This is a genomic window from Parabacteroides massiliensis (assembly GCF_900155425.1).
In the GTDB taxonomy this organism is placed as follows: Bacteria; Bacteroidota; Bacteroidia; order Bacteroidales; family Tannerellaceae; genus Parabacteroides; species Parabacteroides massiliensis.
Genome location: NZ_LT700189.1, coordinates 35,254 through 58,501, shown reverse-complemented (window position 1 = coordinate 58,501; position 23,248 = coordinate 35,254). Strand labels below are relative to the sequence as shown.

The window sequence follows — 23,248 nt, the reverse complement described above, 5'->3', positions numbered from 1 at the left end:
AAAGGTACTACTTTTTTTAGATTCAGCACAGCTTTAAATTCTCAATCACCCGGACAAGAAGCATAATTAACAACAAAAACAGAGAGACAAGCAGATAGCGCGAACGTCCGGCATGAACATACCACAAGGTAGACAGAAGCATTCCATACGCCACCAGCATCGTCAGGAAATCGAACCGGAAAGAAAAAACCGCTCCCGGCACCCGGCTAAAAGAGTCTACGATCCAAAGCAAACCACGCGCGAGCCATTCCACGACAACCTGCAACCAACCATACCCAAGAATCCATTCTGGCAAAATCATATAGACCAAACTTGCCGGTATCAACAAAGTCGCAAGAAACGTAAGCGGCAAGTTCGTCAACAAAAAGACAGTCGAAAACTGCCCGAAATAATACAGACATAAAAAAGTCGTGCCCGCCTGTGCCGACAGGGTGACCGTGACCCATCCCCACGGTGTCCTCAAAAACGGATTATGCACCTTTATCAACGCCTGCAACCGGGGCTGGAAATAAAGGATGGACAGCACGGCCAGATAACTCAGCTGGAAACCTATGTCGAATAAGTACAAGGGTTCATAAACCAACATGCAAAAAGCGGAAGCCGCCAATATATTATAACGCTCCGCCCTCCTATCCAACACTCCGCCCGTCAGATACATCGTAAGCATCAACGCAGCCCTCACAGAAGAGGCCGCCAAACCTGTTATCGCAGCAAATCCCCACAATAGCACGAGCAGCGAGATGTAGCGAATCCACCGGCAACATCCATTCCTGGGGAGAAAAGAAAAAAGAAAAGATAAAAAGCCACAGACGATTGCCACATGAAAGCCGCTTACGGCCAGGATATGTGCTACCCCCGTAGCCGAAAAACGGTTCCGCACCTCCCGACTCATAGCTTGCCGGTAACCGACAGTGATAGTGGCCAGTACAGATTTCTCTTCATCGGTCAGATTTAGTTTTGCGATCGGTTCCAATAATCGTTGCTGTTCTTCCTGCGCCCAACGGGAAAGAAGGGAAACCGGATGTTCCGACGAGGATTCAGACTGCGAATAAGCAGTCTTTTGTATCGAAAGGAAAAGCAACAGAGACAAGAAAACCGCTCCCCACAGCCAACGGGTTTCATAACAAACATGCTCCTGCCCTCTCAAGGCAAGACCGGCTGTGGTAATGATAATAACAGGGAGCAATAGTAATACCCAGGAATAAGTACAACACGAAAAAACGGTCTGTAGTATAATCCCCGCAATCCAGACAAGCAGCGGACGGGCAAAGGGACGGATCTGTAATTCTTTTATCATAATGTAAGGTTTTGAAATGGTTGGTTTAAGGCTTGATCGGTATTGCACAAAAGACGTCATTCCGTAGGGGCAGGGCTCTGCTCTGCCCAAAGGACGTCATTTTCCGTAGGGGCAGGGCTCTGCTCTGCCCAAAGGACGTCATTTTCCGTAGGGGCAGGGCTCTGCTCTGCCCATTACATCCAATAAAGGTAGATTCTGACTGGGCGGAGTAGAACCCCGCCCCTACGAGGCGACATTATAATCCTTTCAGTTCCCGGATCGTCTTCAACGGGTCGGAAGAACGGAAGACAAAACTGCCGGCAACCAGCACATCCGCTCCTACTTCGAGCAGAGGTTTCGCGGTCTGCATGTTTACTCCGCCATCGACTTCGATCAAGGTGTCCGACCCTTTTGCCAGGATCATATCTTTCAGGCGAGCTGTTTTGTCTATCGAATGTTCAATAAACTTCTGTCCGCCGTAGCCCGGATTCACCGACATGAGCAACACCATATCCAAATCCTGCAGGATATCTTCCAACAAGGAAATCGGCGTATGCGGGTTCAATGTGACGGCCGCCTTCATCCCCGCTTCTTTGATTGCCGCCACCGTACGGTGCAGATGCGTGCACGCTTCATAATGCACATTCATCATATAAGCGCCCGTAGCGGCTACTTCGGGGATGAACTTCTGCGGTTCCACGATCATCAGATGGACATCCATCGGTTTTTTGCAGATTGGTTTCAATGCTTCCAAAACCGGAAAGCCAAACGATATATTAGGCACGAACACGCCGTCCATTATATCCAGATGCAACCAATCGGCATCACTCTCGTTAATCATTTCCACTTCTCGCTGCAAGTTCAGAAAATCAGCAGCCAGCAGAGAAGGGGCTATTTTATGTTTCATACTTTTTTTGCTTTTTGCAAAGGTAACCTCAGTTCATTACAAAACCACAAAATTCCGTGCGTAAAGCGGGTTCTGAATGATAAACCCTCGCAAATTGAGTAAGGAAATCAAGTGTTTGCCGACGTGGCGTTGTTTTCCTTTCTTTCCGGTTTCTGTCTGTTTTATTTTCTATTTCATTCATACATTGAGTAGAAAGTCTCTTCATAGGCAACTCGTTTTTTTATCTTGTTCGATAATAAAACGGTCTGCCTCTCTCCTTATTGTATGACAAGAAAATAAATTTTCAACATTCGATGTCCATCAATCAAGCCATCGACAGCTCGATGCTGTTTTCTTCCGCCATGCGGCGCATATTCAGAATCGCATAGCGCATGCGTCCCAAAGCCGTATTGATGCTCACACCGGTAATATCGGCAATTTCCTTAAAACTGAGATCCTGATAATAACGCATTTCCAATACTTCACGCTGGCTGTCGGGAAGATGTTTCACCAGTTTTTTCACATCAGACAACACCTGATGGCGCACGATGTTATCTTCGATCGTGCTGTCGCAAAGTTTGATATTATTGAAAAGATCCACTTCCACTTCGTCATTGGAAACCGTGTTTTCATTGCGTTCCTGACGGAAGTAGTCGATAATCAGGTTATGAGCGATACGGGTAATCCATGCCTTAAACTTACCGTTTTCGGTATAACGGCCTTGTTTGATAGTCATAATCACCTTGACAAAAGTCTCCTGAAAGATATCTTCGGTGAGATCTTTGTTATGAACTATAAAGTAAATGTAGGAGTGTATGCTGCTTTTATAACGATTCAACAACACGTCGAAAGCAGCATTATTACCTTCTGCATAAAGAACGACCAACTCTTCGTCAGTCATCATTCTTAAAGTTTTCATTACTTCTATATTTTTAGTTTTTTCTTGAGTAATGTTTATGCTATAGGCAATGATATTTAAAATTGTTAGACAATGATATTATTTATATTTACAAAGACAAAAGAACGAAAAGTATTTTAAATAGGCAAACATTTCCTTTTTTTTCACACAAAAAAGCCCCCTGTCCGTACGTTTCATGTACAAACAGGGGGCTTTTATGAACTAAACTGCATTTCAAGCGATGGGCTTAACTATTTCAATTCTTAGACCAAGTGCATTTATAATTCGGTAAAAAGTTGCAGCACTTGGATTGATAGCGCCATTCTCAATACGTGAAATATACGATTTGGTTGCATTGATTCTCTTTGCAAGCTCGGATTGCGTAACTTTTGCTTCTCGCCTTGCATCCAACAATATTTGACCAGTATAAAATGCGTAGGCTTCTTCATCAAATTTAGTGCGTTCAGGAGTTCCAGGTGCACCAAATTCATTATCAAGTTCCGCGCTGATATCAGTCAGCATGTTGTCTTTTGTACTCATAATATTCCTCCTTTATCTTTAATGCCTTCTCTATCTCTGACGGTGGAGTTTTAGGGGTCTTTTTCTGAAAACCATTAAACAATACTACTATTTGTCCTTCATCAAAAATAAAGAAGATACGGTAAATATTTCCATTGTATGATATTCGCAATTCATATAGACCATCACACATAATCTTTATGAACTTTACTGGCATCCGGTCTTCTGTTTCAAGCAGTGAAAGCACATACTTCACCTTTTGGAGCTCTTTTTCAGTCAAAGTCTTCAAAAAATCTTTATAATATCGACCGTATGCTACAATTTTTCTTCTCATGATACAAAGATACAAAAAGTTTCAATATCATACAACATTAAATACACATAGAATTTAGCGACCAACTATCTCATTGTACGACCAAAAACAAATGCTCCCTATCCATACATTACAATATAGGAACAGGAGTATATACCGTTGTTCTTATAACAGCCAATCCTCTCTCTGTAACTTTTTAATGTACGGAGAGAGGATTTACAATAACATCTATATATTTTTTAGAACTTGTAGCCTAAAGTCAATGCAACCTTTGTCGTGTTTCCTGACTTCGCCAACGTGTCACCCAAAAACAGGTGACACAAAATCACAAAATACTATTTATCAATCAATTATAATATTAGCATTCTTTGAGTGACGAAGTCAGAAAAAAAGCCCCCTGTCCGTACGTTTTATGTACAAACAGGGGACTTTTATGAACTAAACTGCATTTCACAACAGGCTGAATTTAATAAATTCTTCTATCTCTTGTGCAGTAACAGAATAAACAGGTTGCAATTGATCGAAACCGACATCTCTGGTGAAACGATTGCTATTAGTAAGCATTGCCAACAAATTTTTAGATTTCAACTTATGCCCTGAATAACTCAATGCCAAAGATATTAAATCATTTATAGACACACCACTCTTCAAAATAGAAAAGATATCATAATAATCACGGAAATTACTTCGCCGTAACATGACTTCCATCTTCATTGCCCCTATAGATCTGACATCTGCCAATCTGATGTTATTCAAATAATTCACTGGATTATTGACAGGAGAATACTTAGGACACGCGTAAAACGACAACTTTACCCCAGACACAAGAAACTCCACATGGTCTATATCCAATATATCTTTATGCTGAATTTCTCCAACCGAAGCAAGCTCTTTTTCTATCTGAAACCAAGCGACTTCCATGTTCTCTGTTTTTGAGGTACGCCATTTCATAAAGTCCAAATCTTCACTTTGGCGAGTTCCTATCTGTAGAGACAAAGCTGTGCCACCAACTAAAAGATAAGGCTTTATACACTCCAGATTAGAGACAGCCTCAAAAATTGCCTGTGTATACGGAGCCAATCCCTTCATACTAACATTTTATTAAGATGGCGAGTAGCCATAGATTTGATATAGGCATCCGGTTTCTTTACTTTAAAGTAATACCAGGCTAAAAAGCGGTTCAACGTATAAAGATATTCCTCTTGGGGAATAAGATAGTTCAGCCACACTTGTTTTATTTTCTTGAATGAAAATATCTGAAACAATTGGTTGATTTCTTCCAAATCCAAATGCAACAAAGTTTTCTCTATCAATATTTCATCCGAAACCTCATTGACAGAACTTTCATTGTACGACCAGAAACAATGCTCTTGTTTCAACTTCCCCAACAATTCTTGTTTTACCGCATCTACAAACATTACCTTCAGTTTTTAGAACTTGTAGCCTAAAGTCAATGCAACCTTTGTCGTGTTTGTTTTCAGTGTGGCGGGAACAGATTCCACCAGAACATTCTTATCGCTGTCAATCAGATGCGGGAATGGATAAACCTCCTCTTTCTGCATGCGATACACGCAAGCCAAATCCATATAGAAATTAGGAGTGAAACGATAGCCTAAACCCACCGTATAATAATTCACATGATGATCTACCGTATAAGCTGTACGCGTTCCGGTAGGAAGAACTTCCACTATGCTTCCTGTTTCACTATATTTCATGTGCTCCTGAACCGGACTATTTTGCCAAGCGCCTCCCAAACGAATTGCAAATTGAGGGGTGACCTTATATTCTGCTCCGACTTTCAGCATACCGCTGACACGAAAATCATCCTTTATATCACCATTATCTCCTTCCTGATCATATCCGTCCCGGTCCTGCAAACGCATCGATTTATTGTTTGTCAATTCATAATCAACACTGATAAGAGCATCCTGCCCTAAAATGGCTGCTGCACTGAATATCCACTTATCAGATGTACGAAGACGATACTCGGTATAGAAGTCCGTTGGTGTTTCAGCCTTCCGAGACATATCCGGATTATTCGGATCTATCGGATTCTGTTTGTCTCCTGCATAATAATCAAAGATATAAGCCTGGCTCTCCGCACTATAATAATTGGTCATCTTATACCAGGTAGGCGAATTATAAGCTACTCCCAAACGTAAAAAGTCGGTCGGACGAGCAATCACTCCTAAATTAAAAGAATAGCCCGTTCCATTTAACGATGAATAATTATCCCAATAAAGCTGATCCCTGAAATTATTTTTTTCAGCTTCCGCATTGAAATATCCAAAATCCTCATCATAAAGAGTCGTTGCATTATAATCGATATCTGTTACAGATACAGTTGCACCGATAAAAAAACGGTTTGATATATTCGTGGCAAACGAAAAGTCATATTTATCTATAGCCCCCTTTTCGGAGACAAACATATCAGCAGATTGCACCTCTAAAGATTGCCATTTATTGTTTTCGTCCTTATATCCAAAGGGAGAATAGAAACTTCCCGCTTGATTCTTATTGTCTGTATCAATCAGACCTCCGTTATAAGCCAACGTCGGCAGCCAATCTTGATATAAGTATGGATTATATGAATCTGTCGACCAAAGATCATTACCGGTCAACCCTTTATCAGTTACAGGGTCTTTCCACAAATTTGCATAACCGGCCATATAATCAGAGATGGAAAAACCTCCGGCTCCCCGCCCCATCCGATACTGACGGTTAAAATTTTTCACCCGGTTATAGGCGAAACCGACATTCCATCCGACCAGGCCTTCGTCATTTCCTGTAGGGAAATAACCGACATAAGCTATATTGTCAAAATTAAACCGGGTCTTCTTATCATCCATCCCGATTCCTAACCAATCCGTTTTTGTCTGAATAGAAGACAGACTTACTGTCGTCACGATCTCGGAACTTCTATAGATAGCCAAACCTGCAGGATTGGTTCTCATTGCCGAGATATCACCGCCCAATGCTCCGAAAGCACCTCCCATAGACAAATAACGGGCTGTCCCGTTCAAATCATATTGTGAGAACTTATAAGCATCCATTTCTCCTTGTGCGAACATAGAACCACTACCTAAAAGTAATGCTGATGCACATAAACAAATCACCTTCTTCATTGTCTCTCTTATTTCTAAATATCTTAATAAAGCAAGGACACGACTCGCGTGTCCTTTAATTATATGACTCTCTTATCCTATCTGCTACGTCCGCCACCACTGGAACGTCCGCCGCCGCCACCATAACTGCCTCCGGATGAACGGGAACCTCCGGATGAAGATGTTCCGATTGAACTCCGGCTACCGCTACTACTTCTCGAAGGAGAAAAAGTGCTGTTGCTACGCTGGGTACTTCTTTCATAAGTGCCTGAAGAACGGGTGGTAGAGTTGCTACTTCTTGCCGGAGCCGTGTATTGGCGATTCGAAGAACGGGTAGAACCGGAACCGACTGCACTCTCACGAGAAATCCGTGTACGTCCTTCTGTTACAGCAGATGAACGCGTTGAAGAAGATGTACGTGCAGAAGTACCTACGCTTGTACGACTTCTTGTTCCCGTACTTGTACGACCATTTATCTCCGAACTTGTACGCCCCCGAACTCCTTCTGCCGAACGTACACGTCCCGTACTGCTACTGCCTCGCAAAGATGTTGCGTTTCTGCTGCCGGCAGAAGTTCGGCTTCCAACCGATGATGCGCGGGAAACTCTGTTTCCGCTTGTGCTTGCATACGAACGACGCCCTACGGAAGTTCTCGAACCTACATAATTGTGTCTATACGGCGAAGCATAATGGTGATGATGCCCCCAGTAGCCACCGCCCCAGTAACCGCCGCCCCAATAGCCGGGTCCCCAACCCCAAGACGGGCCCCAGTAGCCGGCATAGAAGCCGCCCCAACCCCAGCCGAAGCCGAAGGACGGACCGTAGCCCCAATAACGGGCCGGACTGTAGATCCAAGGATCATACCAACCGCCGTACCAGCCGCCATACCAGCCGTTGTACCACGGGTCATAGTAACCACCCCAGCCGTTGCCGATGTTCACATTGACACTTACGTTGGTCAGGCCATCGGAATAATCCGTATCGTAGCCATAACCGTAATACCCGTCACTCAGATACAGATCGACCTGGTCTGCTCCGGCAATCGTTATCTTGCTCGGTGAATGGTAACGGATGATACGTTCGGTATATTCCGTATCCGAACGGCGTTCCTTTTTAGAAACGGAAGCAGCCGTTTTATCATTATCCATATCGTCGTTGTATTCAGCCAGGACTTCACCGTCCGAATCTTCATCATACGGTTCTTCCACATCGACCGAAGCATAGCGGCGGTTATATTCGTCTACATCGCGTTCTTCAGCAGACACGGTGCTTTTTCTTTTATCCGTGCTGTATGTAGACGCCATTGTCGTACGCGCGGCATTCTCTTTAGGCTGTATAACCTTCTCTTCTGTTTTTTCCTTTTTATCTTTTTTGCTGGAAGAGAAATACACATCATCAAAGAACTCCTCCTGGGCCGCGGCACTGAAGCCTACCAGAAGCATAACCATCAAAGATGTTAATTTCATGGGTTTCATATTCGTTTCTCCTCTACTTTATAATATTTCTACTCTTTAGACTAAATACCAAGGGGCAGGTTTAATACCTTTTCAGCCTCATTAATATAAACTATCCATTTTATTCACAAATATAGCTGTTTCCAAATAGCTTCCAAGCATTTATATATACTTTAACCATCCGGGCAGCATCATTGTCCGATAATCTCTATTTACAGATAAGATGCTTCAAAAAAAAGAAACGCTGCACTGCATCGCTAAAAGACCGTGTATCAAAATGCCGGAGACGCATCATTACGGCCGGATATATTCAACTTTCGGTTCCGTTTATATAACGCGCCAGCATATCCCGCATCCGACCGGTTGCTTTCTGCAATTGCACATCGACCGTATTGACGCTTATGCCCAACTCTTTGGCGACCTCGGCATAGGACTGCTTTTCTTCACGTACACGGATGAAGACTTCACGGCATCGCTCCGGCAGGCGGTCGAGGGCTTTGACATAGTGGGCGAAAAGCTCCTCGCTGACCAGGATGTCTTCTGGCGATTCGCCGGATATGGTCGTACCGTCAAAAGCATCCGCCGCCACGTCTTTCCGGCGTTGCTCTTTTTCGAGATAGTTCAGGGAAGCATTTTTTATCGTGATAAAGAAATAATCTTCCAGGTTGGCGATATGATGCAAGGACTCGCGGCGTTCCCACATTTTCAGAAACACATCGAGGACAACCTCCTGCGCCCATTCTTCCGTATGCAGGTAGTAGTAGGCAATACGGAAAAAACGGTCGAAGCACAGATTATAAAAGCTACGCAAAGCAGTCTGGGAATTTTCCTCTTCGATCTGTCTCAAATATTTTCTTATCTCCTGCTCAGTCATTGTCTCATCATCTTCTATAACCTGCACAAAAATAGTCAAATTTTCAAACTATGTTCATCTTAATAAAAAAATCAGGACGAAGCATAGGGTATTCGCCGGCTGAACCATCTTAGTAATACGAACAAGAGTATTAACTTATTAAACTATATGAGATATGAAAACGATGCATAAACAACTATGGGGCTGCTTGCTCATCACATTGTTGCTGGCAGGACTCGCTCCTCTGCAAGCTCAAACGGATCCGGCTGACGAAAAGGACTATATCACGGTCAGTGGTATCGTTAAAGACAAAAAGAGCAAAAAGAGCCTGGAATATGTCAATATTTCCATTCCGGGCAGTACGACCGGCACGGTCACGAACGCCGACGGCGAATTTTCTTTCAAGGTGAAGGATTCCATCCAGGCCAAAGAAGTGGAGATTTCGCACCTCGGATATTTCAACAGCAAAATAGAACTCAACGGCAAAGACGTGAAAGAACAGATCGTATGGCTGACCCCTTACACGAATATGCTCGACGAAGTCGTTATCCATGCCCGCGACCCGCGTTACTTGGTGGAAGAAGCAATCAAAAAGATTCCGGCCAACTACAATTCGAAGCATAGCCTCCTGACCGGGTTCTACCGCGAGACGGCTCAGAAAGGACGCCGGTACATCAACATTTCGGAAGCGGTGATCGATATCTACAAGACTCCTTACGACGAGGGAGTAGACCGCGATCGCGTACAGATATTCAAAGGCCGCAAGCTGCTCAGCCAGAAAGCGAGCGATACATTGGCTGTCAAGCTATTGGGAGGTCCTAACATGTCCGTCTATGTGGACGTGGTGAAGAATCCGGATGTCTTGCTCGACCTCGAAAGCCTTCCTTACTACAAATTCCGGATGGAAGAAGCGACAACGATCAACGACAGGCCACAATATGTCATCAATTTCGAACCGCAAGCCATATTGCCGTATGCCCTTTATTACGGAAAACTATATATCGACAAGGAACGGCTCTCTTTCACACGGGCCGAGTTCTTCCTCGACATGAACGACAGCAACAAGGCCACACAGGCGATCCTCCGGAAAAAGCCGTTCGGACTGCGGTTCAAACCGGTCGAAGTCTCTTTCCTGGTCAACTACAAGGAGCGTGACGGACTGACTTATCTGAGCTACATACGCAACGGCGTCCGTTTCAAGTGCGACTGGAAACGCAAGTTGTTCTCGACCAACTATACCATCCTTTCGGAAATGGTCGTAACGGACGGCAAGGATAGCAACGCCAACTCCATCCCCTACAAGATGGCATTCAAGCAGAACCAGTCCTTATCGGACAAGGTTTCCAACTTTGCCGACGAAGATTTCTGGGGTTCCTACAACATCATCGAACCAACGGAATCACTGGAGCACGCTGTCAACAAACTAAAGAAGCAACGTAGATAATATGCCAATTGAATAATGTGCCAATTTGCCAATAAAGATATTAATGTATAAATTAGCGACATTTCCTAATTGGCACATTGGCTCATTATCTCATTGAATAATTATTAAACATGAAAGACCTGCTTACACTTACAAAGATCAAAAATGGAGACGTCAAGGCTTTTGAAGAAGTTTTCCGTCTGTACTATATGCCTCTTTGTATGTATGCAGCCGGTATAACCGGGAGAATGGATATCGCGGAAGAGATCGTACAGGAATTATTCTATGTGTTTTGGAAAGAAAGGGAACGGTTACAAATGTTCCACACGATAAAAAGCTATTTGTATGGAGCCGTGCGCAACCAATCACTCCAGTATTGGGAACATCAGGATGTACGAAACCGCTACAAGGAAGCCGTCCTCTCCCGTCCGGACAAAGACGGCACACGAGACGACCCGCAAGAGCTGATCGAATACAAAGAATTGGAAGCCCTGATTAACCGGACACTCGATAAGCTCCCCGAACGCCGCCTCCGCATATTCCGGATGCATCGCTTCGAAGGGAAAAAATATGCGGAGATCGCTTCCTGCCTTTCCCTGTCGGTCAAGACCGTCGAAGCTGAAATGACAAAAGCACTCCGGACATTACGAGACGAATTAGAAAAATATATGAAATCATGATTGAAACAGAAAGAAATAAAAGAAAAACCGACCGGGCGTGGAACACGCTGTATCAACGTCTGGATAAAGAAGGCCTGCTTCCGGGCAAACCTGTTTCGCCGTTCAGAAACCTTGCATGGAAAGGGGGTGTGGCCGCTGCTGCCGTCGCCCTTCTCTGCCTGCTTGTGTCTGTGGCCTATCTGAACAACACCGGGCGGGATACGGACCCGAATCTGCTCACCCGTCAGAACAGCGAGACGGCAACGACATTGGTAACCACTCTCGAGGATGGTTCTGTGGTCTATCTGGCAGGAAACACGTCATTGAAGTTTCCCGAACATTTCTCTTCCGACCGGCGGGAAGTAAGCCTGCAGGGAAATGCCTTGTTCGACGTAACCGGCAACCGCAAACGGCCGTTTGTGATCGAAACCGAAGATACGCGTATCGAAGTGTTAGGAACTGCTTTCAACGTGAAAAGCAACGGTAGCTCCCCTTTCGAACTGTCCGTACAACGGGGGAAAGTGAAAGTGACATTGAAAAAGAGCGGCCAAGACATACACGTCAAAGCCGGGGAAACCGTTACCCTCCTCTCCCGGAGACTGCAATTGAGCACGACGCCCGATCCGGCGCTGTTCGACCGCTATACCGAACGAATCAGATTCAAGGATGAAAAGTTAGGCGATATCCTGCGGGTGATCAATCTGCAAAATCCGGAACTCCGGTTGGAAACGACACCGGAACTATGGAACCGGACGCTCACCGTCACCTTCTCCAACGATACGCCCGAAGCAATGGCCGAACTGATCTGCCTCGCCCTCGGCTTGAAGACAACACGGCAGGACAACACGATCCTTTTATTCAATTGACAATTAAATATTATTTGTAACAGGATGAAGATAATGGTTCGGATTTTTCGCTTTCTTTTTCTGTGCCTTTGGATGCTTTTGTTTCCGGCAGGCCTGTTACGCGCAGAGGAAGGCGATGATGTTCTGGCTCGCATGATTCATTTTCCCAAAGAAAAAAACACCGTCTACCGCTTGCTTGACAAAGTATCGGAACAAACCGGCTTTCTCTTTATCTATGACAGCAAACTGATCGATAATGAAAAAACGGTACACGTCCCGAAAGGCGACTACACCATCCGGCAGGCAATCTATCTGATCGTGGGAAACAAAAAGTTGAACTTGCGTGTCATAGGCGATCACATCCTGATCTCCGGACCGCAACCTGTCAGCCAAACAGCCACCCCCGACACCATTCCTCCGAAAGAGACTGACAGCCATTTTATTGTCAAAGGAATCCTGCAAGATAAACAGACGAATGAACCGATCGAGGCGGGCACCATAGGAGTCCTCAATACTTCGATCGGCAGCATCACCAATGCAAACGGGGAGTTTCGGCTCACACTGCCCGATTCGCTCCGCCAGTCCACACTCTACTTCTCCCACCTGGGCTACGAGCCACACAAGATTGAGACCTCCCTCCTCGCCGGGCAACACACGGTAATCGCGCTCGATGCCAAAATGATCCCGATCCAGGAAGTCGTCGTACGTATCGTCAACCCGCTCCGCCTGCTTCACGACATGAAAGAGAGCATCAGGAAGAACTATCCGCAATCGCCTGCTTACCTGACAACTTTCTACCGGGAAGGGATCGAACGGAAAAACAAATTCGTCGGGTTGACGGAGGCAGTGTTCAAAGTATACAAATCCGCCTACAAACACAATCCGGCACCGGATCAGGTCAAGCTGCTCAAAATGCGCCGGATCATCAGCCAACAGGAAAAAGACACGCTCATCGCCCGGATGAAATCGGGAATCAACGCCAGCCTTAACCTGGACCTGATAAAGGAATTGCCCGACTTTCTTCTGACGGATGAAAAAGCTGAACCTTATATGTATGCCTCTACCGACATCGCCGTGATCGACGACCGGTTGGCCCACGTGGTCTATTTCGATCAAAAAGAGAATATCAATTCCGCTCTTTACCGGGGAGAACTGTATATCGACACGGAAAACAACGCGTTGCTCCGCGCCCACTTCGAAATCAACCCGAAACATATCAAACAGGCTACCGGAATGCTGGTAGAGAAAAAAAGCCGTAACCTGAAGATCACTCCCCAGAAAGTGACCTATACCGTAACGTACAAACCCTACAACGGCCAGTATTACATCAACCATGTCCGGGGCGACCTCTTTTTCAAGATAAAGAAAAGGAAACAACTGTTCGGGACTTTTCCGCTGCATACCTGGTTCGAGATGGTTACCTGCAAAATAGACACGAACCAGGTGAGCCGCTTTGCCCGTAGCGAGGCACTACCGACACGGACAATCTTTGCGGAGACCCAATTTGCTTACGATGAAAAGTTCTGGGGCAACTTCAACGTGATTCCACCGGAAGAAAAACTCAACGAAGCGATCGGAAAAATATCGTCAAAAATAGAAGAGACAGAAGAATGACCTCCTATAAATCATAAAGAGGACCTTTTCGCAAAGGTCCTCTTTATAGGTTTTAATAGGTATTAGTCTTTAAGGCAAAAAGATTGTTTAGGTTATCTGCATGCAAAGATGCGGTATTTTAAATTACTGAACAAATAAAAAAAGATATTATAAAACACATTTTTAAGATTATCGAAACTTATTTGCAGCTTCTTCTATTTTTTAACAGTATCGGATTGCTGCCGGAATATTGGGACAGAAATTTCAGAACCTCTTCATTTCTTTGATTATGAAGCAAATTAATGCATAATATTTTTATTTTGCAACAAAAAAGGTCATTTTTACAACAGTTCTCTTCTTGTCCTTTATTTTAAATACATACAAACCGCTACAGAAATTTTTAATATTTCATCTTATTAAGTTCCGCTTCGGGACACGATTTTTTCTGTAAATTTGCACCCCGTACCGAGGTGACATTAGGTGCAGACATAACATTTTAAAACAGTTCTATCGTATGTATACCGTTATCAAACGCATGGAGATTTCGGCAGCCCACAGTCTGTCGCTTTCCTATCCGAGCAAATGTGAAAATCTGCATGGCCACAACTGGATTGTCACTGTGCATTGCCGTTCCAAAGAATTAAACGCAGATGGCATGGTGATCGATTTCAGCCATATCAAGCGGATAGTGAAAGACCAGCTCGATCACCGGAACCTCAACGAGGTACTACCTTTTAACCCGACAGCCGAGAATATCGCCCGGTGGATATGCGACCAGCTCCCTTGCTGCTACAAAGTGGAAGTTCAAGAATCAGAAGGAAACACAGCTATCTATGAGAAAGATTAACGAGATTTTCTACAGCCTTCAGGGTGAAGGCTTCCATACGGGCACGCCTGCCGTCTTCGTCCGTTTCTCCGGATGCAACCTGAAATGCAGCTTTTGCGATACTCGCCATGAAGAAGGAACCTTGATGTCTGATGAAGAGATTTTACAGGCTATTTCAGTTTTCCCTTCCAATGTCGTTATCCTGACAGGAGGCGAGCCTTCGCTTTGGATCGACCAGGCTTTTATCGACCTGCTACACCGGGCGGGAAAATATATCTGTATCGAAACCAACGGGACAAACCCGTTGCCGGAAGGCATCGACTGGGTGACCTGTTCCCCGAAAGGAACACCTTTGAGACTGGCACACATGGACGAGGTCAAAGTGGTTTATACGGGACAAGACCTGACGGAATATGCCGGATTGAAAGCGACCTGGCATTTCCTCCAACCCTGCTCCTGCCGAAACACCCAAGAGGTGGTAGAGTATATCCTCCGCCACCCCCAATGGCGCCTCAGCTTGCAAACCCACAAACTGATTAATATCAGTTGAAAATTGAAAGTTGAAAGTGACGGGGATGCGAAGTTAACTTTCAACTTTCAATTTTCACCTTTCAACTATACTGGACTTCCATCCCGCGGACCTCATCATCCACCCTGCCATTGTCGTAGGCTAACTGCCCGTTGACGAATGTTTTCCAAACGGCATGATGGAATGTGTAGCCTTCGAAAGGAGACCAGCCGCATTTATACAGTATGTTTTCTTTTGCCACCGTCCAAGTCTCTTTCGGATCAACCAGAACAAGGTCGGCATAATAGCCGGGACGGATGTAACCGCGACGATCCACGCGAAAAAGTTCAGCCGGCATGTGCGCCATCTTTTCCACAACCTTCTCGTAAGTGAAACGGCCCTCCATCGCCAACTCCAGCATGACAATGAGCGAGTGTTGGATCAGCGGCCCTCCGGAAGCGGCTTTCAGGCAGCTTCCCTCCTTCTCGGAAAGGAGATGCGGAGCATGGTCGGTCGCCACGATGTCGATCGTGTTGTTGTTGACGGCTTCGCGCAATGCCGTACGGTCTGCCAGTGTTTTGATAGACGGGTTCCATTTGATACGGTTTCCAAACAGTCCATAATCGCCATCGTGGAACCAGAGATGATGCACGCATACTTCGCCCGTGATCTTTTTCTCACTGAGCGGAAGCTTGTTGCTCAACAAAGAGAGTTCTTTTGCCGTTGAAAGATGCAATATATGCAGACGCGAACCGAGGCGTGTAGCCAGTTCGACCGCTTCGGACGAGGAGGCATAGCAGGCTTCTTCGCTACGTATTTTGCTATGAAAGGAAATATCCAGGTCTTCACCGTACAGGCCCGTATAATAGGCAATGTTCCGTTTGATGACTTCTTCCTTTTCGGCATGGATCGCGATAAGCATTCCGGCTTCGCCGAAAATACGTTCCAGGCTATCCTCTTTATCGACCAGCATATTACCGGTGGAAGATCCGAGGAAGAGTTTCAGCCCCGGCACACGGCTATGATCCAGCCTGCGGATTTCATCCATATTGTCGTTCGTCCCGCCGAAGAAGAAGGAATAGTTGGCGACCGACGTCTCAGCTCCCCGTTGCAGCTTCCATTCCAGGTCGGCAAGAGTCGTCGTCTGGGGCTTCGTGTTCGGCATATCCATGAAGGTAGTTACTCCACCGGCTACGGCGGCACGGCTTTCACTGGCGATATCGCCCTTATGCGTCAGTCCGGGTTCGCGGAAATGCACCTGATCGTCGATAGCACCCGGAAGCAGGAATTTTCCGGTAGCATCTATCACGGCCGCATCACCGGCTTCGGCCGGAATCGTCCCTTCATAGACGGCAGCAATCTTATCACCCTCGATCAGTACCGAGCCGGTAAAGGTACGGCCTTCGTTGATGACGGTTGCGTTTTTTATCAGTGTTCTATTCATATCTCTTTTATTTTAGTCGTGACAAAGGTACGAAATATTTTTCCCCGGTTCATGGCCAGAAGGAAAGACAATCTTCACATCCTTCCCGTTCATTTTGAGCGACAGGGCATGTTGCTTGTGTGTCGGATCGGCAGCCTCGATCAGCCAATTTCCGTTATGCAGGCGGAACATATAAATGCCCGGAGTCTGTAAATCGACCTGCAAGCCTTTTTGCAGGTCCAGTACCTGAGGCTCATAAGCCGTCACATAAAAACAATCGCCGGCGGCAACCGCCTGGACGGATTTATCATTCCGGATCACCCGGATATCCTGCACCGCAAAAGCGGCCGTCTTCTCAGCGGTAGAAGCCGGAAGTACCAGATACCGGTAACCGGCGTCATCCGCTTTTCCATGATCGATATGGAGACCGACAATCTCGCCTTCCACCGTTTTAGGAGCATACGACCCCATAAAATCACACCAGCGCCCGGATCGTTTTTCCGAAACGGCCACACATACGGCGGGCTGCAACAGGATATACCCTGTGTTATCATGGAAAAAACGCTGTTCCTCCGGAGAAGAGACATACTTTCCACGTACCGGTTCCCAACTGTTGCCTGCATAACGGAGCAAATCGCCATGTTTCACCCGCTGGTCGATGGAGGTCGTAACCGTCAAGGAGCTGTCCGAACAGATACCGGCACCTAAGCAAAGGACATAATCGCGAGTGAAAATCCAGGACTTATGCGCTTGCAAACCATCCCGGTCCAAGACCATCGCCGTCATCCCGGTCTCACCATCCGTCACGCCTCCGACAAAGTCGGCCTTATTCCTCACATGCGCCCCGTAATTGAAAAAGGCAGGAACGGGAGCCTCGCTCTCATAAGCGGTAATACCCGGAATTTTCCGCCAGTCCCAGAAAGGGAAAACATTCAGATATTCGTCGCCACGGCAGTACGTGTAAAGAGCGCCGTCGCCCATATAAAAACCTTTCAAGTTGTCTTCGTTCACCAGTTCCGTGCCGATCACCCGGTCGGAGGCCATCTTGACCGAGGCCATCCAGGTGGAGGAACGATGAACGGTCTGGTCGGAATCCCAGAAATGTTTATGTCCGGTGAAAGTGCTTCCTTTTCTTCCGGGCGCATAGTTATCTTGCAGGAACTCATTCATCTGCCGGATATCTTCGGCAGAACTGCCACGCATCAGGGCATTCGTGGCAAAGGCCAGACTGAACGCCTTATGGATCTGTGCGCTGTGAAACAATTGCCGGTCCAGAGCATTGACATCCATATATCCTTTCCAGACAATCCAGCGGTAGCCGTTCAGAAGGAAAGAGTTCAAAATCCCTTGCTGTTCCTTGTTCAAGGCAAAAACGGTTCCCGCAAACAGGCCGGAATAGGAACTCATCTCCGTCAGGAAAGCCAATCCGTAGTTGCCGAATTGCTGCTGTGGCCCGTGCTGATGAAAGCTCCAGTCGCTTTTGATCCCTTCCTGCATACCGGTCGTTATCTCGGAGACAATGGTATCACGGGCTGCCTTTACCAATTCGAAGTCGTCCTGCAACAACCCGCGCATCAACACGTTCCCGGCAAGCCATACTTTATTCTGCCCCGTCATGCCGAACTTGGCATTTTCCATCACTCCAACGGCAGCCTCCTTTTCCTCCGGATTCAATTGTTGTTTCATCAGGAGGAAAGCCGGTCCCAATGTCTTAGGTATGCCGATCTGGTTATACCACCAGTTCTTACAGACCGGTTTCTCCCGAAACCAATAGCCCAACGCCCGGTGAATGACCGATTCGAGTTTCGGTCCCCAATGGCAATCGCCCTCTTCGGCCCTGTACAGCTTGGCAAGTTCCAACACCCGGTCGGCATGTTCCTTGACAGACCAGCCCGATCGTTTCTGGTCGTCATAGTTAATATCGGGCCAGGAACCGTCTTCCCGGATCGTTTCCATATATCCCGTTATCTTTTCTACGTTGAAAGGATAACGCTGGTGAAGTTCAACAACGACCTGGTCGGATATTTCCGTCTCAGGTTGTATGCCGGAGAGGAGTTCCACCAATGAGGCCGTCCGGTCGTCATTCGATATAAAGGACTGGATATAGTTTTGCTGAAGCCGTTCCAATTCCTGCTGCGGTGTTTGTGCAAACAATGGAACCGTTACAATAGAAAACAGAAGGACAGAGACTTTGTTTCGTAAGTTCATGGTATATAAAATTATAGATTATTTATGCGATTAATCCGTAGCCCAGTTCAGACTCCTCCCGACCGCCTTATGCCATCCTGCAAGCAAGGCCTCGGCCGTTTCTTCATGCATTTCTGCACTAAAGATGTTATCCAGAGACCATTGTCCTTTCAGTTCGTCCATATCTTTCCAGTAGCCGATCGCCAGCCCGGCCAGATAAGCGGCGCCCAAAGCCGTTGTTTCGAGGACATGCGGACGGACTACCGGACAACGGCAGATATCTGCCTGGAATTGCATCAGGAAATTATTGGCAATCGCTCCGCCATCCACACGGATCTCTTTCGGTTTGGCATGTATATCGTTTTCCATGGCCATCAGGACATCGTAGACTTGGTAACAGATACCTTCCAGGGCGGCACGGGTCAGATGGGCGGCACTCGTTCCGCGCGTGATTCCGACAATGGCGCCACGGGCATACTGGTCCCAGTAAGGCGCTCCCAACCCGGTCAGCGCCGGAACAAAATAGACACCTCCGTTATCCGGCACGGAATTGGCTAACTGTTCCGTGATAGCAGCGCTCTGTATCAGCCCCAATTCGTCGCGCAACCATTGAACGACCGCCCCACCGACAAAAACACTTCCTTCCAGGGCGTACGTCACTTTCCCGTCCAACTTCCAGGCAATCGTCGTCAGCAGGTTGTTTTGAGACAAAACGGGCTTGCTTCCGGTATTCAGGATCATAAAGCATCCTGTCCCGTATGTCGTCTTGATCATGCCGATATCCGTACACAGTTGGCCGAACAGGGCGGCCTGCTGGTCGCCCGCCATTCCCGAAACCGGGATACCGGTCTTAAAGACAGGGGTGGAAGTCTCGCAATACACCTCGCTGCTGCTTTTCACTTCCGGCATCATGGAGGCCGGGATTTGGAAAAGGTCGAGTAGCTCCTTGTCCCATTCCTGCGTATGGATATTGAACAGCATCGTACGGGAGGCATTCGTGATATCCGTAATAAATTCGGTTCCGCGGGTCAGTTTCCAGACCAGCCAGGAATCGACCGTACCGAAACAAAGTTCCCCCCGTTCGGCCCGCTCGCGGACTCCTTTCACATGATCCAGAATCCAGCGTATCTTCGTGGCGGAGAAATAAGCATCGATCACCAATCCGGTCTTCTCCTGGATTAGAGAGGCATATCCCTTTGCTTTCAATTCTTCGCAATAGTCTGCCGTACGTCTGTCCTGCCAGACGATGGCATTATAGACAGGGAAACCGGTCTCCCGGTCCCATATTATCGTTGTTTCGCGCTGGTTGGCAACACCGATACAGGCAATATGCGCATCCGTCACATCTGCCTTAGCCATAGCCTCCTTGATGGCTGACGACTGTGTGTACCAAATCTCGTTCGGATCGTGTTCGACCCAGCCGGGTTTAGGAAAGTACTGCTGGAATGTTTTCTGCGCCAGCGTAATGATATTGCCTTGATGGTTGAAAAGAATGGCTCTCGAAGAGGTCGTGCCCTGGTCGATAGCCAACACGTATTTATTTCTGAAATTCATATCCTTCATTTCGAAAGTTAACATTTACAAATCTAACAAATAAATTTCGATTATGGTTCCACCGCCATGAAAAAGAAACGCACCGGCATAAAAAAAGAAATGCATGGACATGGAATGACAATTCCACAACCATGCATTTCTTTCTTGCCTTCAATGGCAAATCGCCTTTTACTCAAACATCTTATCGATACCACCCACGTCTGCCGGTGTTTGCTTCCGCTCCTCTTCGGTGGTCATCTTACACGGATTTTGATATTGTTCGGGGATTTCGAAATCTTCTTCTTGCGAATAGCCTAATGTTTTATCGGCATAGACCTTCTGCATATAAAGCCCATAGATCGGCAAAGCCATACTGGCTCCCTGCCCTTCCGACATCCGGTCGAAATGGATGGAACGATCCTCACCGCCGACCCACACACCGGACACCAGGCTCGGCGTAAAGCCCATAAACCAACCGTCGGAGTTATTCTGTGTCGTACCGGTTTTTCCTCCCATCGGCGCTTTGATGCCATAACGGGAACGAACGCGTCCGCCTGTACCACCGTCTATCACGTTTTTCAGCATATGGAGCATCTTATAGGAAGCATCTTCCGTCAGCACCTCGCTCATCTGGGGATTGAAGTTGGCAATCGTATTTCCTGACATATCTTCTATGCGGGTCACATACAACGGTTCCACACGGATTCCTTTGTTGGCAAAAGTCGTATAGGCACTTACCATTTCGCCTACCGACACATCCGGAGTACCCAAACAAATCGAAATCACCGGATCCATCTCGTTCTTCAAACCAAACGAATGGAGCAAACGGACAAACGTATAAGGGGACAACTGGCTCATCAACCAGGCTGTCACCCAGTTATCCGAATTCTGCAACCCCCATTGCACGGAAACCATTTCGCCTATAAGTTTCTTGTTCGCATTACGGGGTTCCCAAAGTTTGCCATTCTCATCGGTCAACCGTTGCTGCACATGCAACATCTCATCGCAAGGGCTGATCCCCTCGATCATCGCCAACGAATAAAGGAACGGCTTGATAGTAGACCCGATCTGGCGTCGTCCGCCATTTACCATATCATACTGGAAGTCATTATAATCTATTCCTCCCACATAAGCCTTCACATGGCCGGTACGCGGATCCATCGACATAAATCCGGTACGCAGGAAACTCTTGTGGTAACGGATTGAATCCATCGGCGACATGATCGTATCGATCGCCCCGTCCCAACTGAAGACACGCATTTCGACAGGCTCGTTGAAGGCCGCCTTGATTTCTTTTTCACTCGCCCCGCTCTTTTTCATCGCGCGATAACGATCTGTCTGATGCATCGCACGCATGAAAATCGTATCGACTTCACCTTGCCGCAAATCATGCGAGAACGGAGCATAGCTCTTACCTTTCTTTTCTTTGAAGAAAGCAGATTGCAAATACCCCCCGATATGTTCACGGACAGCATCTTCGGCATATTTCTGCATACGGGAATCGATCGTTGTATAGATTTTCAGCCCGTCGGTATACAAGTTATAAAACTCTCCGTCCGGTTTCTTGTTCTTATTGCACCAGCCATACATCGGGTTTGTCTCCCAAGCAAGCGAATCTTCCTTAAACTGCTGCATCTGCCATCCCCGATAATTCTTGCGTTCGGGTTTCTTCGCCGTCAATGTCAAGCGCAAATACTCACGGAAATAAGGCGCCAGGCCGTCTTTATGGTCCATGCGGCTGAAATGTATGGTAAGAGGCAATTTTTTCAGAGAATCGCATTCGGCCTGCGTAATGTAGCCGGCTTTCAACATCTGATCCAGAACCGTATTCCGGCGTCCGCGCGTCCGGTCGTTATGCCGCACAGGATTGAAATAAGAGGGATTCTTACACATCCCGACCAACGTAGCGGCTTCCTCTATCTTCAATGTCTTGGGCGTTTTTCCGAAATAAACACGGGCTGCCGATTGAATGCCGACAGCATTATAGAGGAAATCGAACTTGTTCAGATACATATTAATGATCTCTTCCTTCGTATAGAAACGTTCCAACTGAACGGCAATCACCCATTCGATCGGCTTCTGGAACAGACGCTCCATCACATTGTCCGCACTCGGCGAGAAAAGCTGTTTGGCCAACTGCTGCGTAATGGTACTACCGCCACCGCCGCTTTTCTGCATCAGGATTCCACGTTTCACGACCGCACGGAACAAACCTTGCGCATCGATACCGCTATGTTCTGCAAAACGGACATCCTCGGTCGCGATCAAGGCTTTCACCAAATCAGGCGAGAGGTCGTTATAGTTGACAAAAATACGATTATCCTGACTGTGGGCATAAGTCGCAAGCGTCTTCCCATCGGCAGACACGACCTGTGAAGCATATTTATCAATCGGATTTTCAAGCTGTTCGACCGGAGGCATATAACCTATCGAGCCTTTGGCTATTGCTGAAAACAATAAAACGACAGCACCTACTGCCATGGCAAACAGCACCCAGAACGAAATTATAATTCCTTTTGTTATCTTTGAAGCCACTTTTCTCTATCTTTCTTGTTTTGGCCACAAAGGTAATAATTTATAGGACACACCTTCACCACAGCACCAAGCAAATTATGTTAAACCCCCATCCATACTTACCATAAAAATACGATTATAGAACTCACGCTTTTCCTTTTCTGCTTTATCTTTAACAAATATGTTATTTATTAATTGGGGTAGTTCCATCCTGCTCTATTCCGGCAAATGTTTCATGATGATTGTAAAGATAATCAAAATGTCACTACTACCCCCTCAAAATCGGATTAGTACCCCATGTTTTTGGAATTACACCTAAGGGTAATATTTTTTAACACGACAAAGTGTAGGCAAGCCTGTAACTACCCTTCCCCTGATTAAATCATTTTAATCTTCTGATTACAAACAATTTGCCATACACTTATAATAACAGA

General features: G+C 46.5%; 20 protein-coding genes. 6 read left to right on the top strand and 14 right to left on the bottom strand.

All coding sequences use genetic code 11. The annotated features are described in order from the left end of the window. Window positions 1-22: 22 nt before the first annotated feature. The 10 genes from BQ9893_RS00235 to BQ9893_RS00190 form a co-directional block, all read right to left on the bottom strand. Complete coding sequence (locus BQ9893_RS00235) at window positions 23-1,297, bottom strand: ComEC/Rec2 family competence protein (protein ID WP_075964211.1); 1,275 nt, start codon at window positions 1,295-1,297, stop codon at window positions 23-25. A gap of 235 nt (window positions 1,298-1,532) precedes the next feature. After that, window positions 1,533-2,183 carry a ribulose-phosphate 3-epimerase gene (gene rpe, locus BQ9893_RS00230; RefSeq protein ID WP_075964210.1) on the bottom strand — a complete coding sequence of 217 codons (651 nt, stop codon included), beginning with the start codon at window positions 2,181-2,183 and terminating at the stop codon, window positions 1,533-1,535. Between the two features lie 304 nt (window positions 2,184-2,487). Further along, window positions 2,488-3,081 carry an RNA polymerase sigma factor gene (locus BQ9893_RS00225; RefSeq protein ID WP_075964209.1) on the bottom strand — a complete coding sequence of 198 codons (594 nt, stop codon included), beginning with the start codon at window positions 3,079-3,081 and terminating at the stop codon, window positions 2,488-2,490. 213 nt (window positions 3,082-3,294) lie between these two features. Next, on the bottom strand, window positions 3,295-3,600 hold the full coding sequence (locus BQ9893_RS00220) for a helix-turn-helix domain-containing protein (RefSeq protein ID WP_075964208.1): 306 nt from the start codon (window positions 3,598-3,600) through the stop codon (window positions 3,295-3,297). Further along, window positions 3,572-3,913: a type II toxin-antitoxin system RelE/ParE family toxin gene (locus BQ9893_RS00215; protein ID WP_075964207.1), complete on the bottom strand. Its 342-nt coding sequence runs from the start codon at window positions 3,911-3,913 to the stop codon at window positions 3,572-3,574. The genes BQ9893_RS00220 and BQ9893_RS00215 overlap by 29 nt, the downstream gene beginning before the upstream one ends. A 429-nt stretch (window positions 3,914-4,342) precedes the next feature. Next, window positions 4,343-4,981, bottom strand: a complete 639-nt coding sequence (locus BQ9893_RS00210) for a nucleotidyl transferase AbiEii/AbiGii toxin family protein (protein WP_075964206.1) — start codon at window positions 4,979-4,981, stop codon at window positions 4,343-4,345. Next, window positions 4,978-5,310, bottom strand: a complete 333-nt coding sequence (locus BQ9893_RS00205; protein ID WP_075964205.1) for a hypothetical protein — start codon at window positions 5,308-5,310, stop codon at window positions 4,978-4,980. The genes BQ9893_RS00210 and BQ9893_RS00205 overlap by 4 nt, the downstream gene beginning before the upstream one ends. A gap of 12 nt (window positions 5,311-5,322) precedes the next feature. Beyond that, a complete protein-coding gene (locus BQ9893_RS00200) occupies window positions 5,323-7,017 on the bottom strand; it encodes an OmpP1/FadL family transporter (RefSeq protein WP_075964204.1) in 1,695 nt (564 codons plus the stop codon). A gap of 77 nt (window positions 7,018-7,094) precedes the next feature. Further along, window positions 7,095-8,462: a hypothetical protein gene (locus BQ9893_RS00195; RefSeq protein ID WP_075965332.1), complete on the bottom strand. Its 1,368-nt coding sequence runs from the start codon at window positions 8,460-8,462 to the stop codon at window positions 7,095-7,097. A 298-nt stretch (window positions 8,463-8,760) separates the two neighbouring features. Next, a complete protein-coding gene (locus tag BQ9893_RS00190; protein WP_075965331.1) occupies window positions 8,761-9,324 on the bottom strand; it encodes an RNA polymerase sigma-70 factor in 564 nt (187 codons plus the stop codon). Window positions 9,325-9,478: 154 nt separating this feature from the next. Between BQ9893_RS00190 and BQ9893_RS00185 the strand changes: the two genes are divergently transcribed. The 6 genes from BQ9893_RS00185 to BQ9893_RS00160 all read left to right on the top strand — a co-directional run bounded on the left by BQ9893_RS00185 (window position 9,479) and on the right by BQ9893_RS00160 (window position 15,199). After that, window positions 9,479-10,747, top strand: a complete 1,269-nt coding sequence (locus tag BQ9893_RS00185; RefSeq protein WP_075964203.1) for a carboxypeptidase-like regulatory domain-containing protein — start codon at window positions 9,479-9,481, stop codon at window positions 10,745-10,747. Window positions 10,748-10,857: 110 nt separating this feature from the next. After that, window positions 10,858-11,406, top strand: a complete 549-nt coding sequence (locus BQ9893_RS00180; protein ID WP_075964202.1) for an RNA polymerase sigma-70 factor — start codon at window positions 10,858-10,860, stop codon at window positions 11,404-11,406. After that, complete coding sequence (locus BQ9893_RS00175) at window positions 11,403-12,251, top strand: FecR family protein (protein ID WP_075964201.1); 849 nt, start codon at window positions 11,403-11,405, stop codon at window positions 12,249-12,251. Before BQ9893_RS00180 ends, BQ9893_RS00175 begins: the two co-directional genes overlap by 4 nt. A 24-nt stretch (window positions 12,252-12,275) precedes the next feature. Further along, a complete protein-coding gene (locus tag BQ9893_RS00170; protein ID WP_075964200.1) occupies window positions 12,276-13,844 on the top strand; it encodes an STN and carboxypeptidase regulatory-like domain-containing protein in 1,569 nt (522 codons plus the stop codon). A gap of 493 nt (window positions 13,845-14,337) precedes the next feature. Further along, entirely contained in the window at window positions 14,338-14,670 is a 333-nt protein-coding gene (queD, locus tag BQ9893_RS00165; RefSeq protein WP_075964199.1) for a 6-carboxytetrahydropterin synthase QueD, read from the top strand. Further along, window positions 14,657-15,199 carry a 7-carboxy-7-deazaguanine synthase QueE gene (locus tag BQ9893_RS00160; protein ID WP_075964198.1) on the top strand — a complete coding sequence of 181 codons (543 nt, stop codon included), beginning with the start codon at window positions 14,657-14,659 and terminating at the stop codon, window positions 15,197-15,199. The genes queD and BQ9893_RS00160 overlap by 14 nt, the downstream gene beginning before the upstream one ends. 61 nt (window positions 15,200-15,260) lie before the next feature. Here BQ9893_RS00160 and BQ9893_RS00155 read toward each other — a convergent pair whose 3' ends face one another. From BQ9893_RS00155 to BQ9893_RS00140, 4 genes are all read right to left on the bottom strand, one after another. Beyond that, window positions 15,261-16,601 carry a dihydroorotase gene (locus BQ9893_RS00155; protein WP_075964197.1) on the bottom strand — a complete coding sequence of 447 codons (1,341 nt, stop codon included), beginning with the start codon at window positions 16,599-16,601 and terminating at the stop codon, window positions 15,261-15,263. Window positions 16,602-16,613: 12 nt separating this feature from the next. Next, window positions 16,614-18,788: a polysaccharide lyase 8 family protein gene (locus BQ9893_RS00150; protein ID WP_075964196.1), complete on the bottom strand. Its 2,175-nt coding sequence runs from the start codon at window positions 18,786-18,788 to the stop codon at window positions 16,614-16,616. Window positions 18,789-18,818: 30 nt separating this feature from the next. Continuing rightward, window positions 18,819-20,321, bottom strand: coding sequence for a glycerol kinase GlpK (gene glpK, locus BQ9893_RS00145; RefSeq protein WP_075965330.1), 1,503 nt, complete (start codon window positions 20,319-20,321; stop codon window positions 18,819-18,821). Between the two features lie 168 nt (window positions 20,322-20,489). After that, a complete protein-coding gene (locus BQ9893_RS00140) occupies window positions 20,490-22,835 on the bottom strand; it encodes a transglycosylase domain-containing protein (protein ID WP_075964195.1) in 2,346 nt (781 codons plus the stop codon). Window positions 22,836-23,248: the final 413 nt, after the last annotated feature.

Coding starts and splice junctions, on each gene's coding strand:
- BQ9893_RS00235 (WP_075964211.1), bottom strand. CDS start 1,297: ATGATAAAAGAATTACAGATCCGTCCCTTTGCCCGTCCGCTGCTTGTC.
- rpe (WP_075964210.1), bottom strand. CDS start 2,183: ATGAAACATAAAATAGCCCCTTCTCTGCTGGCTGCTGATTTTCTGAAC.
- BQ9893_RS00225 (WP_075964209.1), bottom strand. CDS start 3,081: ATGAAAACTTTAAGAATGATGACTGACGAAGAGTTGGTCGTTCTTTAT.
- BQ9893_RS00220 (WP_075964208.1), bottom strand. CDS start 3,600: ATGAGTACAAAAGACAACATGCTGACTGATATCAGCGCGGAACTTGAT.
- BQ9893_RS00215 (WP_075964207.1), bottom strand. CDS start 3,913: ATGAGAAGAAAAATTGTAGCATACGGTCGATATTATAAAGATTTTTTG.
- BQ9893_RS00210 (WP_075964206.1), bottom strand. CDS start 4,981: ATGAAGGGATTGGCTCCGTATACACAGGCAATTTTTGAGGCTGTCTCT.
- BQ9893_RS00205 (WP_075964205.1), bottom strand. CDS start 5,310: ATGTTTGTAGATGCGGTAAAACAAGAATTGTTGGGGAAGTTGAAACAA.
- BQ9893_RS00200 (WP_075964204.1), bottom strand. CDS start 7,017: ATGAAGAAGGTGATTTGTTTATGTGCATCAGCATTACTTTTAGGTAGT.
- BQ9893_RS00195 (WP_075965332.1), bottom strand. CDS start 8,462: ATGAAATTAACATCTTTGATGGTTATGCTTCTGGTAGGCTTCAGTGCC.
- BQ9893_RS00190 (WP_075965331.1), bottom strand. CDS start 9,324: ATGACTGAGCAGGAGATAAGAAAATATTTGAGACAGATCGAAGAGGAA.
- BQ9893_RS00185 (WP_075964203.1), top strand. CDS start 9,479: ATGAAAACGATGCATAAACAACTATGGGGCTGCTTGCTCATCACATTG.
- BQ9893_RS00180 (WP_075964202.1), top strand. CDS start 10,858: ATGAAAGACCTGCTTACACTTACAAAGATCAAAAATGGAGACGTCAAG.
- BQ9893_RS00175 (WP_075964201.1), top strand. CDS start 11,403: ATGATTGAAACAGAAAGAAATAAAAGAAAAACCGACCGGGCGTGGAAC.
- BQ9893_RS00170 (WP_075964200.1), top strand. CDS start 12,276: ATGAAGATAATGGTTCGGATTTTTCGCTTTCTTTTTCTGTGCCTTTGG.
- queD (WP_075964199.1), top strand. CDS start 14,338: ATGTATACCGTTATCAAACGCATGGAGATTTCGGCAGCCCACAGTCTG.
- BQ9893_RS00160 (WP_075964198.1), top strand. CDS start 14,657: ATGAGAAAGATTAACGAGATTTTCTACAGCCTTCAGGGTGAAGGCTTC.
- BQ9893_RS00155 (WP_075964197.1), bottom strand. CDS start 16,601: ATGAATAGAACACTGATAAAAAACGCAACCGTCATCAACGAAGGCCGT.
- BQ9893_RS00150 (WP_075964196.1), bottom strand. CDS start 18,788: ATGAACTTACGAAACAAAGTCTCTGTCCTTCTGTTTTCTATTGTAACG.
- glpK (WP_075965330.1), bottom strand. CDS start 20,321: ATGAATTTCAGAAATAAATACGTGTTGGCTATCGACCAGGGCACGACC.